This window comes from Serratia ureilytica (assembly GCF_017309605.1).
Taxonomy (GTDB): Bacteria; Pseudomonadota; Gammaproteobacteria; order Enterobacterales; family Enterobacteriaceae; genus Serratia; species Serratia ureilytica.
The window spans coordinates 219,301-233,530 of the sequence record NZ_CP071320.1 but is presented as its reverse complement, the minus strand read 5'-3'; the positions used below and the strand labels follow the sequence as shown (position 1 = coordinate 233,530).

The 14,230-nt window shown below is 60.6% G+C and carries 11 protein-coding genes and 1 pseudogene; 3 read left to right on the top strand and 9 right to left on the bottom strand.

Features of this window, described 5'->3' with window-relative positions; all coding sequences use genetic code 11:
- Positions 1–12 precede the first annotated feature (12 nt).
- The 5 genes and pseudogenes from glgX to asd form a co-directional block, all read right to left on the bottom strand.
- Positions 13–1,995 carry a glycogen debranching protein GlgX gene (glgX, locus tag J0X03_RS01050; RefSeq protein ID WP_060660162.1) on the bottom strand — a complete coding sequence of 661 codons (1,983 nt, stop codon included), beginning with the start codon at positions 1,993–1,995 and terminating at the stop codon, positions 13–15.
- Positions 1,992–4,178: a 1,4-alpha-glucan branching enzyme gene (glgB, locus tag J0X03_RS01045; RefSeq protein ID WP_033645310.1), complete on the bottom strand. Its 2,187-nt coding sequence runs from the start codon at positions 4,176–4,178 to the stop codon at positions 1,992–1,994. Before glgB ends, glgX begins: the two co-directional genes overlap by 4 nt.
- A 475-nt stretch (positions 4,179–4,653) precedes the next feature.
- On the bottom strand, positions 4,654–4,944 hold the full coding sequence (locus J0X03_RS01040; protein ID WP_033645311.1) for a contact-dependent growth inhibition system immunity protein: 291 nt from the start codon (positions 4,942–4,944) through the stop codon (positions 4,654–4,656).
- An 8-nt stretch (positions 4,945–4,952) separates the two neighbouring features.
- Positions 4,953–5,446: pseudogene (locus tag J0X03_RS24290) on the bottom strand (RNase A-like domain-containing protein).
- A gap of 493 nt (positions 5,447–5,939) precedes the next feature.
- Positions 5,940–7,043, bottom strand: coding sequence for an aspartate-semialdehyde dehydrogenase (gene asd / locus J0X03_RS01030; RefSeq protein ID WP_016930397.1), 1,104 nt, complete (start codon positions 7,041–7,043; stop codon positions 5,940–5,942).
- A 192-nt stretch (positions 7,044–7,235) separates the two neighbouring features.
- Here asd and J0X03_RS01025 point away from each other — a divergent pair, with 192 nt between their 5' ends.
- Positions 7,236–7,829, top strand: coding sequence for a YhgN family NAAT transporter (locus J0X03_RS01025; protein ID WP_025159894.1), 594 nt, complete (start codon positions 7,236–7,238; stop codon positions 7,827–7,829).
- 30 nt (positions 7,830–7,859) lie between these two features.
- On the opposite strand, the gene gntK is transcribed toward J0X03_RS01025, so the two are convergent.
- From gntK to J0X03_RS01005, 4 genes are all read right to left on the bottom strand, one after another.
- The gene (gntK, locus tag J0X03_RS01020; RefSeq protein ID WP_160204671.1) at positions 7,860–8,387 is read right to left on the bottom strand and encodes a gluconokinase; all 528 of its coding nucleotides are present in this window, start codon (positions 8,385–8,387) and stop codon (positions 7,860–7,862) included.
- A gap of 101 nt (positions 8,388–8,488) precedes the next feature.
- Entirely contained in the window at positions 8,489–9,805 is a 1,317-nt protein-coding gene (gene gntT, locus J0X03_RS01015) for a gluconate transporter (RefSeq protein WP_016930400.1), read from the bottom strand.
- Positions 9,806–10,145: 340 nt separating this feature from the next.
- Positions 10,146–11,141, bottom strand: a complete 996-nt coding sequence (gene gntR, locus J0X03_RS01010; protein ID WP_004930833.1) for a gluconate operon transcriptional repressor GntR — start codon at positions 11,139–11,141, stop codon at positions 10,146–10,148.
- 293 nt (positions 11,142–11,434) lie between these two features.
- Positions 11,435–12,130 carry a pirin family protein gene (locus tag J0X03_RS01005; RefSeq protein WP_033651758.1) on the bottom strand — a complete coding sequence of 232 codons (696 nt, stop codon included), beginning with the start codon at positions 12,128–12,130 and terminating at the stop codon, positions 11,435–11,437.
- 401 nt (positions 12,131–12,531) lie between these two features.
- Between J0X03_RS01005 and J0X03_RS01000 the strand changes: the two genes are divergently transcribed.
- Positions 12,532–13,047 (top strand): GNAT family N-acetyltransferase, encoded by a 516-nt coding sequence (locus J0X03_RS01000; protein WP_033651759.1) that lies wholly within the window; start codon positions 12,532–12,534, stop codon positions 13,045–13,047.
- Positions 13,040–14,221 (top strand): P1 family peptidase, encoded by a 1,182-nt coding sequence (locus tag J0X03_RS00995; protein WP_033651760.1) that lies wholly within the window; start codon positions 13,040–13,042, stop codon positions 14,219–14,221. Before J0X03_RS01000 ends, J0X03_RS00995 begins: the two co-directional genes overlap by 8 nt.
- Positions 14,222–14,230: the final 9 nt, after the last annotated feature.

The window sequence follows — 14,230 nt, the reverse complement described above, 5'->3', positions numbered from 1 at the left end:
GGACTCCTTTTATTATTTCCGTACCAGTACGCAAAGCGAGCGCGCGGCCTGGTGCCAGGCGGGCAATACCGCCCGTGAGTCTTCCTGAGTGAACGGGGCGACAACCTGCCAATCGCCTTCCGGCAACCTCATCTCCGTCGTTTGCGGCGTGGCGTTGACCAGCAGCAGCCAGCGCTGCGACAGCAGGATCTGCATGCGCAGCTCGCCCTGCTCCCACTGCTGCGCATCGAGCGGCTGACCTTGCGCGTTCAGCCACTGCACGCTGCCGTCGTCCTGCTGCCACCAACGGTCCTGCTGCAGCGCGGGGATCTGGCGGCGCAGCGCGATCAGCGCCGCGACGTAATCGGTCAGCGCGTCGTCCGCCGTGGCCCAGTCGAGCCAGGTGGTGGCGTTGTCCTGACAATAGGCATTGTTGTTCCCCTGCTGGCTGTGTCCCTGTTCATCGCCGGCCAGCAGCATCGGCGTTCCCTGGGACAGCAACAACGTGGCGAGCATCGCCCGTTGGCTGGCCCTGCGGCGTTGGACAACGGCGTCGTCGGCGACCAGGCCTTCCACGCCGTGGTTGTTGCTGAAATTGCGATCGCTGCCGTCGCGGTTGCCCTCGCCGTTCGGCTGATTGTGCTTCTCGTTGAAGCTGACCACGTCTTGCAGGGTAAAACCGTCATGGGCGGTCAGCATGTTGACGGTGGCGTAAGGCGCTCGCCCGCGCTGGTTATACAGATCGCTGGAAGCGGCAAAACGCCGGGCGAACTGGCCGAGCGACACGCCGCTCTGCAGCCAGAAACGACGCATGTCATCGCGGTAATGATCGTTCCATTCGGCAAAGCGGCCGGGAAACGCCCCCACCTGATAGCCGCCGGGGCCAATGTCCCAGGGTTCGGCGATCAGCTTGCAGCGCGACAGCACATCGTCCGCCAGCATCGCCTGGAACAGCGGCGCATCGCGATCGAACCCCGGCGTGCGGCCGAGCACGCTGCCCAGATCGAAACGGAAGCCGTCGACGTGGCACTCCCGCACCCAAAAACGCAGGCAATCCATCACCCAGGCCACGCCCTGCGGCTGATCCAACCGCAGCGTGTTGCCGCAGCCGGTGTCGTTGACATAGTCCCCTTCGGGCGTCAGCCAGTAGTAGCTCAGGTTATCGATGCCGCTCAGCGACAGCATCGGCCCGTCCATATCCAGCTCGGCGCTGTGGTTGAACACCACGTCGAGGATCACCTCGATGCCGGCTTTGTGCAGCGCCTTGACCGCATCGCGGAATTCGTTCAGCGGCGTGGCATCGGTGCTCAGGCTGGCGTAGCGGTTGTCCGGCGCATAGGGCGCCAGCACGTTATAGCCCCAATAGTTGATCAGCCCCAACCGCTGCAGGCGCGGTTCGGAGGTATGTTGCTGCACCGGCAGCAGTTCCAGCGCGGTGATGCCGAGGCGTTTGAAGTGGGCGATCATCGCCGGGTGCCCCAATGCGGCGAAGCTGCCGCGCAGCGCCGGCGGGATCTGCGGATGCAGCAGCGTCAGGCCGCGCACGTGCGCTTCGTAAATCACCGTCTGTCCCCAGGGCGTGGCAGGCGGGCGATCGTCCTGCCAGTCATACTGTTCGTCCACCACCACGCACTTCGGCATCAGCTCCGCGCTGTCGTGCGGGTCCGGCTGCTCGTAACCGCCGTGCAGGTGCGGGTGATCCGCCACCGGCCCTTCCACCGCGCGCGCGGCCGGATCGAGCGCCAGTTTGTTGGGGTTGAAACGCTGTCCGTTCGCCGGGTCAAACGGGCCGTAGACCCGGTAACCGTAACGTTGCCCCGGCCTGCCGCCCGGTAAGTAGCCATGCCAGATATCGCCGCTGCGCGCCGGCAGCGGCAGGCGCACTTCGCGCTGCTGGCCGTCGAACAGGCACAGCTCCACCCGCTCGGCGTGCGCCGAGTACAGGGTAAAGTTGATGCCTTCGCCGTCGTAATGCGCGCCCAGCGGCGCGGCGAGGCCGGCCGTCAGCTCCGTCATGGCGCCTCCCGCAGCAGATAAATGGTCGCCAGCGGCGGCAGCGTTACGCAGATGGAAAAGTCGCGGCCGTGGCTGCCGACCGCTTCGGAAGAGACCCGCCCCTGATTGCCGGCGTTGCTGCCGTGATAGTGGTGCGAATCGGTATTGAGGATCTCGCGGTAGTCACCGGCGCGCGAGAGGCCGATGCGGTAGCGGTAGCGCGGCACCGGGGTAAAGTTGCTGATGGCGATCAGCTCATTGCCCTGCGAATCGTAGCGCGCGAACGCGAACACCGAGTTGTCGTGATCGTCGACCACCAGCCACTCGAAGCCGTCAGGCCGGTAGTCGCGCTCGTACAGCGGCGCCTGCTGCCGGTAGCAGTGGTTCAGATCGCGCACCAGCCGCTGCACGCCGTTATGCCAGTTATCCAACCCTTCCAATAAATGCCAGTCGAGGCTGGTATCGAAATTCCACTCGCGCCCCTGTGCGAATTCGCAGCCCATAAACAGCAGCTTCTTGCCCGGATGCGCCCACATAAAGCCGTAATAGGCGCGCAGGTTGGCGAATTTCTGCCAGGCGTCGCCCGGCATACGGTCGAGGACCGATTTTTTGCCGTGCACCACTTCATCGTGCGAGATAGGCAACACGAAGTTCTCGGTATAGGCGTACAGCATGCCGAAGGTCATCTGGTTGTGGTGATACTTGCGGTGCACCGGATCGCACTTCATGTAATTGAGCGTGTCGTGCATCCAGCCGAGGTTCCATTTGTAGTGGAACCCAAGGCCGTTGGCGTCCGGCGGCAGGGTGACGCCGGGATAGTCGGTGGATTCCTCCGCCAACGTCACCGCGCCCGGCTGCGCCTGGCCGATAGTCTGGTTGGTATAACGCAGGAAGGCGATGGCCTCCAGATTCTCGTTGCCGCCGTAGTAATTCGGCACCCACTCGCCGTCGGCGCGGCTGTAGTCGCGATAGATCATCGACGCCACCGCATCCACCCGCAGCGCGTCGATGCCGAAGCGCTCCAGCCAATACAGCGCGTTGCCCGCCAGGTAGTTGCGCACCTCGTGGCGACCGTAGTTGTAAATCAGCGTATTCCAGTCCTGATGGTAGCCCTCGCGCGGATCGGCGTATTCGTACAGCGCAGTGCCATCGAAATTCGCCAGGCCGTAGGCGTCGCTGGGGAAGTGCCCCGGCACCCAGTCGAGGATCACGTTGATGCCCGCCTCATGCGCCGCCGCCACAAACGCCCTGAAGTCGGCCGGCGTGCCGAAGCGCCGGGTCGGCGCATACAGCCCCAGCGGCTGGTAGCCCCAGCTGCCGTCGAACGGGTGCTCGTTGACCGGCAGCAGCTCGATATGGGTGAATCCCATGTCCTTCACATAGTCGATCAGCTGCACCGCCAGTTCACCGTAGCTGAGCCAAAAGTGGTTATCGGTGTGGCGGCGCCATGAGCCGAGATGCACCTCGTAAATGGCGATCGGCTGGTCAAAATCGTTGGCGCGGCGGCGCGCCGGCGTCGACGGCACCACCTCCGGCAGCGGCGCCACCAGCGAGGCGGTATCCGGGCGCATCTGCGCCTCAAAGGCGTAAGGATCGGCTTTCAGTTGGGTATTGCCATAGCAATCGACGATTTCATATTTGTACAGCTGCCCGGCCCGCACGCCGGGCAAGAACAGCTCCCAGATGCCGTTCTCACGCCGCAGACGCATCGGGTGGCGGCGGCCGTCCCAGAAGTTGAATTCCCCCACCACCGAGACGCGCTGCGCGTTGGGCGCCCAGACCGCAAAGCTGACGCCGTCGACGCCATCCAGCGTGACGAGGTGAGCGCCCAGCCGTTCATAGGGGCGCAGATGCGTGCCTTCGGCCAATAACCAACTGTCGATATCCTGCAGCAGCGGGCCGAACCGGTAGGGATCGTCGACGATCTGTTGATGATCGCGCCAGCTGACCTGCAGCTGATAGCGGAAAGGATTTTTTCGCCGCGGCACCACGGCGCTGAAGAAACCGCGCGGATCGTCGCAGTTCAGCTGCACCAGTCGCCGGCCGGTTTGCTGTTCCACCAGCCAGACTGCGCCGGCGTCCGGCAGCAGCGCGCGCACTTGCAGACCGTTATCGGTCGCATGCATGCCAAGCAGAGCAAAGGGATCGGCATAATGGCCGGAGATGATCTGATCAATCACGTCACGATCGGGAAGTACAGGCATAGTCTTCTTCCTTAGATTAACAGCATGATCTAAGCACGGCTTGTTGGTTATTCCTTGGCCGTTTTGGTCATCATGCAATGCATTCGGACTCTAAAGCGTGATTGCGGTCGGTTATTGACCAATCTTTACTCTGCCGACCTGAATTTCGCTCTTTATGCTTATTTTTTGAAATATTTCAGTCATGGTGAAAAAGTGTTCACCCCTGCGTTAAGCATAGCCAATGTCTGTTAAAAACTGCTCGGCATTGGTGAGGAAAATTCTTCATTAAGAAAACTGCCAGCCTGACGGCATCTGCATGCGGCGGCCGACGAGAAGAGATGCGGGGTACAGCCCAATGAAACGAGACTTGCGATAACGCTGCCCGACGCGGCGCGCAGCGAACAAAAAGGCGGAAAATAAGGCGTTAGGGGGCTGAAAGCGCTCAGCCCCCAGGAAGTATGGGTTTACAACAAAGTACAGAAGCAGCAGGTATCGCCTATTCCAAAGCAGAGATCACCTTCTCAAGAAACGATCGCGCTGTGTATCCCCATGGCGCTGGTGCAAACTCCCCATCAGCAAGTTCAGCAACAGCAAGTTCAAGCTGTTGTTCCTCAGGATATTGCGCCAGCAACGCTCGTGCTTCATCGACGGTTTTTCTCACTGTCGCGGTATTTTCCGTCTCCCGATAAGAGGCCAGGATCTCTTCTACAGACTCTCCAAATAAATCATAATCTTGCCCAAAAAAAACACGCACAAGTGTACCGAGATTAGCGACTGAAAAGCCCATAGGGTCCCTTATCTGATAATGGGGTAAGCGGTTAAAATGTAATACGGCTTACCGTTGTAAATTTTCTTTAGCAAGACAACCCGCACGCTGTTGGACGTTAATTGAATTGTGCTTCCTTGCCTGTAGCCAAAACCAACCGCTTACCCACCTTATGCGTGAGTTCAAGCACGTTGGCCGAAGTAGGCTGTTGCGCCCAGCGCTTAATAAGCGCGTTATTCACTTTCAACGCCCGACTAATCGCGTCTTCAGCAGTACGTAAATCTGTAAATGTCGAGGCTGACTGTAAACCAGGACTCTTTGCCAAGCGCTCCAGCAGCTCTTCTGAACTTTTAGCAACATGCTTAGCAATGGTGTGCCCACCTCCTTTTGCACCGGCTATAGACTCGTGTTCAAGCAATTTTAATTGCCCCACCCGAACGGAAGCCACGCGTACAGCGCCTAAAGCGGTTGCAAACACCAAAGGAACGGCAATATCTACCGTTAAACCGACGTTGTAAGCCATATCTTCGTCGGCCCCCAGACTCTGAGCCAGCAAAACCGCCGACTTGTAAGTGTCTGTAGTCAATGATCGGCCGGTAATGATCTGATTTGATGCGGTTTTTATGCTATCCATGCTATGAGTGCCAACGACCACGCATCCCACTTTGGTTAACAATGTTGGGTCAGGCGCATAGCACATCACCCCAGCCCCAAGAAGTTCGACGACTCCCCCCGCTAAACCCAGTCCACCCATGAGCCGATTACCCCAGGTTTCCCCTTCTGTGACCGTGCTATCCGACATCACGGCCGCTAGCTGCACGGGTGAAAGCGCGACCTGTAATCCTTCGTTGGAAATCATATCCCTATACCTGCGCTATGTTGCCAATGCGCTTATAAATATCACAGGGAAGATTAACTTGTAACCACATTCAGACCATACCGACATGACTCCGCTCATATGAAAAAGCCCGCAATAAGCGGGCTTTGAAATACAACAGATGAACTGGCGAGCGGGTTTACAGCAGGATGCGCAGCATGCGGCGCAGCGGCTCGGCCGCGCCCCACAGCAGCTGGTCGCCCACGGTGAACGCCGACAGGTACTCCGGCCCCATATTCAGCTTGCGCAGACGGCCGACCGGCGTATTCAGCGTGCCGGTCACCGCCGCAGGCGTCAGTTCGCGCATGGTCAGCTCGCGGTCGTTCGGGATCACGCGCACCCAGTCGTTGTGCGTCGCCAGCATCTGCTCGATTTCCGGCAGCGACACGTCTTTTTTCAGCTTCAGGGTGAACGCCTGGCTGTGGCAGCGCAGCGCGCCCACGCGCACGCACAGGCCATCGACCGGGATCACGCTGCCGGTGTTGAGGATCTTGTTGGTCTCCGCCTGGCCTTTCCACTCTTCGCGGCTCTGGCCGTTGTCGAGCTGCTTGTCGATCCACGGGATCAGGCTGCCGGCCAGCGGCACGCCGAAGTTGTCGGTCGGCAGTTTGCCGCTGCGGGTCGCCTCGGTCACCTTGCGTTCGATATCCAGAATGGCGGAGGCTGGATCCTGCAGCTCTTTCGCCACATCGGCGTGCAGCATGCCCATTTGGGTCAGCAGTTCGCGCATGTGGCGAGCGCCGCCGCCGGAGGCCGCCTGGTAGGTGGCGACCGACGCCCACTCCACCAGATCGTTGGCGAACAGGCCGCCGAGGGACATCAGCATTAGGCTGACGGTGCAGTTGCCGCCGACGAAGGTTTTGATGCCTTTGTCCAGGCCCTGCTGGATCACCGCGTGGTTGACCGGATCCAGAATGATGATGGCGTCATCCTGCATGCGCAGCGACGAGGCCGCGTCGATCCAGTAACCCTGCCAACCGCTGGCGCGCAGCTTAGGGTAAACTTCGTTGGTATAATCGCCGCCCTGACAGGTAATAATGATATCGAGCGCGCTCAGGGCGTCGATGTCATAGGCATCCTGCAGCGTGCCCTGCTGGCCGCCGAAGGCCGGCGCGGCAGAACCGTGCTGCGAGGTGGAGAAAAAGACCGGGCGAATGGCGTCGAAATCGCGCTCTTCCGTCATGCGTTGCATGAGAACCGAGCCGACCATTCCGCGCCAACCGATGAAACCAACGTTTTTCATAATATCTGTGTCCCGCCCGGATAAGGGCTTATTAGGTGATAACGAGTTGTGTGCAATATCTCCTCACCTTACAAAATGTCGGCGCGGGCGCAAAGTGAATTTATTCGATGGCTGGGGATTTCTCAGCAATCCTTCTTATAGGCAAGGACGCGGCCGAAAAGGCCGAGGCGTTTTCCCGATCACGAGGTCACCATGACAGAGATGATTTCCGCTACGGTATTGCTGTTTTTAATTATGGATCCGCTGGGCAACCTGCCGATTTTCATGTCGGTGCTCAAACACCTGGAACCGCGCCGCCGCCGCGTGGTGTTGATTCGCGAGCTGCTGATCGCCCTGCTGCTGATGCTGATCTTCCTGTTCGCCGGCGAGAAAATTCTGGCGTTCCTCAACCTGCGCACCGAAACCGTCTCCATTTCCGGCGGCATCATCCTGTTTCTGATCGCCATCAAGATGATTTTCCCCTCGCAGGAAGGAAACAGCTCCGGGCTGTCCGCCGGCGAGGAGCCGTTCCTGGTGCCGCTGGCGATCCCGCTGGTGGCCGGGCCGTCGATTCTGGCTGCATTGATGCTGCTGTCGCACCAGTATCCACATCAGCTGCCCCATCTGGTGGCGGCGCTGTTGATCGCCTGGGGCCTCTCTGCGGCCATTTTGCTGATGTCGAACCTGTTCCTGCGCCTGCTGGGCAGCAAAGGCGTCAGCGCGCTGGAGCGGTTGATGGGGCTGATTCTGGTGATGCTGTCGACCCAGATGTTCCTGGACGGCGTGCGGGCTTACATGAAGCTGTAGGCGCCTGGCGGCGCCGACAACGGCCCGCGCTCAGCGGGCGGTAACGCGGCGAATATAGGCGAGCGTATCGGCGACCACGCCGTCCAGCGGCTGGTTGATGTCGATCGCTTGCACATCCGGCTCCTGCTCGCCCGGCTCTTCCAACGTGGCGAACTGCGAAACCAGCATCTGCGGTTTGAAGAAATGACCTTTGCGCTGCTTCAGGCGCTCCTCGATCACCGCTTTGTCGCCTTTCAGGTAGAGGAAATGCAGGTTGCTATTCCCTTCGCGCAGGCGGTCGCGATAGCTTTTTTTCAGCGCCGAACACACCAGCAGCGACACCGGATTGGTGCGTTGCATGGCGAAGATGGCGTCGTTGAGCGCAGCCAGCCACGGAACGCGATCGTTGTCGTCCAGCGCATGCCCGGCGGCCATTTTGTTGATGTTGGCGCGCGGATGCAGATAATCGCCGTCCAGCATGGCGGCATCGGCTTCCCGGGCGACGGCGCTGGCCACGGCGGATTTACCGCTGCCGGACACCCCCATCAGGATAAATACGTGATTCTGCGGATTACTCATTGTGTCATGCCCTTATGGGAACTGGCGCGAGCGCGCCAAATGCGTCCCAACTGATAAAGATACTCTGGAACGCCGACGCCCCGCAGGGCGTCGGATAACGATTATACGACCGTCGCCAGCAGCAGGCAGCCCACCAGGCCGCACACCGAGATGATGGTTTCCAGCACCGACCAGGATTTGATGGTTTCCATGATGCTCAGGTTGAAGTACTCCTTGAACAGCCAGAAGCCCGGATCGTTAACGTGCGAGAAGATAACGCTGCCGGAACCGACCGCAATCACCATCAGCTCAGGGCTGACGCCGGTGGTGGCGATCAGCGGGGCGACGATGCCGCCGGCGGTGATCGCCGCCACGGTGGCGGAACCCAGCGCCAGACGCAGCGCGGCGGCGATCGACCAGGCCATCAGGATCGGCGAAACGTTGCTGCCTTCCATCAGGCCGGCGATGTACTGCTCGACGCCGCTGTCCACCAGCACCTGTTTGAAGGCGCCGCCGCCGCCGATGATCAACAGCATCATGGCGATGATTTTAATCGAGTCGGTGATGGTGCCCATCACTTCATCCATGGTGCGGCCGCGGTTCAGGCCGAAGGTGAAGATGGCGATCAGCACGGCGATCAGGGTCGCCATCACCGGGTCGCCGAAGAACTCGGCGAAGCGCAGCAGGCTGTGGCCCTTCGGCAACACCATTTCAGCCACCGCGCGCAGCGCCATCAGGATCACCGGCACCAGCGACGTGGCGACGCTGACGCCAAAGCTCGGCATCTCCGCGTCGGTAAAGGTTTTCGGGTTGTACAGGCCTTCCGGCACCGGCTTGTCGATGCCTTTCAGGAAGCGGGCATAGACCGGGCCGGCCAGGATCACCGTCGGGATCGCCAGCAGCGTGCCGTACAACAGGGTTTTACCCATGTCGGCATGGAAGATGGTGGCGATAGCGGTCGGGCCCGGGTGCGGCGGCAGGAAGCCGTGAGTCACCGACAGCGCAGCGGCCATCGGCACGCCGACGTACAGCAGCGGAATGCGCGCGGAGGCGGCGATGGTGAACACCAGCGGCAGCAACAGCACGAAGCCCACTTCGTAGAACAGCGCGAAGCCGACGGTGAAACCGGTCAGCACCACCGCCCATTGAATGTGTTTTCTGCCGAACTTGTCGATCAGCGTGGTGGCGATGCGCTGTGCGCCGCCGCAGTCCGCCAGCAGCTTGCCGAGCATGGCGCCGAAGCCCATGATCAGCGCCAGGCTGCCCAGCGTGCCGCCCACGCCGGCCTTGATGGAGCCGATGACCTTATCGACCGGCATCCCCTGTGCAATCCCGACCGCCAGAGCAACCAGAACCAGAGAGATAAAGCCGTTCAGCTTGAAGCGGATCATCAGCAGCAGCAGCAGCGCTACGCCGCCTGCAACAATCACTAATGGCATAGTTTTTCTCCAACCTTTTATCGCGACTCTCTTTACGATAGGCGTAAAGCGTGCGGTTGTTTTATTTTTAGGCTCTTTCCCGGTGTTTAAGAAGAGCTGTAGGTGTTGTTGATTCAGAGGTTCAGTCTTGCAGCAAGATGACCGCCCACTCGTTGTTACCGGTATCATGATACCGGTAACAACATAAGCCTCGGAACCGGGTAAGCGGCTAAAATTCGCGTTCTGGGACAGAGATCAAACTTATGTCGGCAACGAGCGGCGGGCTTACAGGCGGGATAACCAGCGCGCCTCAGGACGCGCTGCAAAAAGAAAGGGTGTTAAAACAGAACGTTAAAATGGCTCAGATGCTGCCGCCTGGGATCACGGTGAAACCGACGTCCACCATGCGCGGGCACACCGTTTCGCCGCGCAGCCGGGCCAGCAGGCGCTCGGCGCCGATCTGCCCCATGCGCTCGCGCGGGGTCAGCACGCTGGCCAGCTTCGGCACCATCACCTGACCGATGTCATGGCCGTGGAAACCGGCGATCGCCATGTCCTGCGGGATCGACAGCCCCTGTCGCTGGCACTCGAAGGCCGCGCCGATCGCCAGGTCATCGTTGGTGCAGAAGATACTGTCGATCTGCGGATAATCGCGCTGCGCCTGGCGCAGCAGCTCGCCGCCGGCGGAATAGGAGGAAGACCGCGCGGTCATGATGCTGTACGGCTCCAGGCCGGATTCACGCATCGCCTGCTCATACCCCTGTTGTTTGATGATAGTACGTTCATCCTGACGGGCGCCGAAGTAGACCACGTGACGGTGGCCGTGCGCGATGATTTGCTGCGTCATCTGGCGCGCCGCCTCGAAGTTGTTGAAGCCCACCGCCAGATCGATGCACGGCGAGACGCAGTCCATCAGCTCTACCACCGGAATGCCCGCCACCTCGATCATCTTCAGGGTGCGCGGCGTGTGGTGTCGCTCGGACAGGATCAAACCGTCGATATTGTAAGACAGCAGCGAGGTCAGACGCTCTTCTTCACGCTCCGGCAGATAGCCGTAGTGCGCCAGCATGGTCTGGTAGTTGTGCGCGTCGGTCACGCTTTCGATGCCGCGCAGCACTTCGGCGAACACCTGGTTGGTCAGCGACGGCAACAGCACGCCAATCGCCCGGCTGGTGGCGTTGGAGAGAATGTCCGGCGCGCGGTTGGGGATGTAGCCCAGCTCATCCAGCGCGACGGCGATTTTTTGCTGCAGGGCGGCGGAAACCTGGTCGGGATTGCGCAGATAACGGCTCACCGTCATCTTGGTCACGCCCACCTTGTCCGCCACATCCTGGAGTACCGGCCGTTTTTTCTTCATTATCAATGAACTGACTAACCGTGAATGGGCAGTCATTTTAGCAAAAAAAACGGCGCGCCGATATTGTCGGTTATGCGACGGCCAACGCAAAAAGGGCTCACACCGTGAGCCCTTCATACGCAGACAAAGGGGAAAAAGCGTGGTTTCTCCCCCTTTGTGACGAGCAGCCGAAAATCAATAAATTGATTTTCCTTGTTTTTATATGTTTTGCCGGCATTAAGTCAGGCAACGTCGGCAGGCGAATCACTCACTTCAAGGGCTCACACCGTGAGCCCTTGATATTTACCGCTTAATCACACCGGCGGCAGATCGAACAGCAGGATTTCGCTCTCTTCGTCGGCCTGAATCGTCAGCGCCGATTCATCCCACACCGCAAACGCGTCGCTGATGCCGGCGGCCTGGCCATTGACCGAGACCTTGCCGCGCACCACCTGGATCCAAATGCGGCGGCCGGCGTCGATCGCGTATTCCGCCTGCTCACCTTTATTCAGCGCCCAACGCGACAGCGTCATGTCCTGGAACACCTTCAGCGAGCCGTCACGCGCATCCGGCGACAGCACCAGCTGACGGCCCTGCGGCGCGTCGAACATGCGCTGTTCGTAGCGCGGCTCCAGCCCGACCTGATCCGGGATGATCCAAATCTGGTACAGGTGCAACGGACGATCCTGATTGGCGTTGTACTCGGAGTGACGCACGCCGGTGCCCGCACTCATGATCTGGAATTCGCCGGCCTGGATCTGCTCTTTGTTGCCCATGCTGTCCTGGTGTTCCACCGTGCCGCTCAGCACGTAGGTCAGGATTTCCATGTCTTTATGCGGGTGAGTACCGAACCCCTGCCCTGCGTCGATCACATCTTCGTTGATCACCCGCAGCGCCGAGAACCCCATAAAGTTCGGATCGTAGTAATCGGCAAATGAGAAGGTGTGCCAGCTATCCAGCCAGCCATGATTGGCGTGGCCGCGGTCTTCCGCTTTACGTACATAAATCATATTCAACTCTCCTCAATGTTTTTTTACAGTCTAGTCCTGCCAGCAGAATAAGAAAGCGTAAAAAACTCATGCCTCTGTTCAAAAATTTCGATGAAATGAAACGGCGGATGGGCAGCGGATTTGTTGAAAGCGGGAACGGCTGAAAAATGGCAAAAAAAAAGCCAGCACCCGAGCTGGCTAAGTAAACACTGGAAGCAATGTGAGCAATGTCGTGCCTTCGCAGCGAGAGTATCAAGGGTTGATGCCCTCCCCGGAACGCATCGCAATAATAATCATTATCATTCGCACCTGTAAAGCGTTTTTTTTGACCCGTTTAAATAATATTGACTCAAGGCAGTAAACGGATAAATTCATAGGTTATTCAACCGGTAAGCGACAGGAGCAGCGAGATGAGCAGCAAGATGAGCGAGATCGTGATACGCCACGTGGAAACAACGGATGCGCAGGCCCTGCATCATCTTTATTCTCAGACGCCCGTCTACCGCGATACGCTGCAGCTCCCGCTACCGTCCGTCGAGTCCTGGCAGAAACGCCTCGCCAATCCCGAACCGGGCACGCATAACCTGGCCGCCATCATCGACGGGCAGCTTGCCGGCCAGTTGGTTGTGATGCTGAATCAGCGCGTTCGCCGCCGCCACGTCGCCACCTTCGGCATCGGCGTCGATCCGCGCTACCACGGTAAAGGCGTCGGCAGCCGCCTGATGCAGGCGATGCTCGACCTGTGCGACAACTGGGCGGCCATCGAGCGCATCGAACTGACGGTGTTCACCGATAACCCGGCGGCCATCGCGCTGTACCGCAAATTCGGCTTTGAGATAGAGGGCACCAGCCGCGCCTATGCCATGCGCGACGGCGTGCTGGTCGATGCCTACCATATGGCGCGTCTGCGCTCCGGGCAGCCACGCGCAGATGCGTGATCTCATCCCCCCGCAGGGGCCGCTGCGCCGGCCCCTTAACATCAACCGCCGAACCTTTTTACAAGCGCTGGCCGGCTTGACGGCCGCCGCCGGCATGTTCTCTCCCCTCACCCCATTAGGTGCCGCTATGCCAACTTCCGCCACCGGGCGCCCTGGCGCCCGCAACCTGATTACCGATGTGCCGGGCCTGAAGGTCGGCGTGGCGCAAGACAGCCGGGTGCGCACCGGCGCGACGGTGATCCTGCCGGACAGCCCGGCGATGGCCGCCGTGGACGTGCGCGGCGGCGGCCCCGCCACCCGGGAAACCGACGCCTTGGGCGAAGACAATCTGGTGCAAACCATCGATGCGCTGACGTTCAGCGGCGGTTCAGTTTACGGCCTGGCGGCGGCGGACGGCGTCGCGGCCTGGCTGGGGCAACAGGGCCGAGGCTACGCGCTGCGCCCAGCGCCCGGCGTGCCGGTCTCCCCGATCGTGCCCACCGCCTGCCTGTACGATCTGGCCAACGGCGGTGACAAAAACTGGCAGCTCACGCCGCCGTATCGCCAGTTGGGCATCGACGCGGTCGGCAAGGCTGGATTGGACTTTCCGCTGGGCACCGTCGGCGCCGGCTACGGCGCCATGACCGGCATGGGCAAGCTGAAAGGCGGCCTCGGTTCGGCGTCTATCGTCGCCGCCAACGGCGCTACCGTCGGCGCGCTGGTGGCGGTCAACAGCCTGGGTGCGGTGGTAGCGCCCGGCACCCGCGCCTTCTGGGCGACGCCCTATGAAATTGACGGTGAATTCGGCAACGGCGGCGCGGCGGCGCTGGCGCAACTACGCGCTCAGGGCGAAGACTGGATGGTGCAAGAGCCGCAGGGCGGCAGAAAGAACACCACCCTGGCCTGCATCGCCACCGATCTGGCGCTGACGCGCGTGGAGTTGAAACGGGTGGCCATCATGGCGCAAGACGGCATGGCGCGCGCTATTCGCCCGCTGCACAGCCCGTTTGACGGCGACGTGGTGTTCGCCCTGTCCACCGGGCAGCGCGAAGTACAGGGCAGCCGCGAACTGGCGGTGCTGCAAATCGGCGCGCTGGCGGCGGACACCCTCGCTCGGGCGATCGCCCGTGGCGTGTATGCCGCCACACCGTGGCCAGGCAGCCAGGTTGCCACCTGGCGAACGCTCGGCGGCTAACGCGCCGCC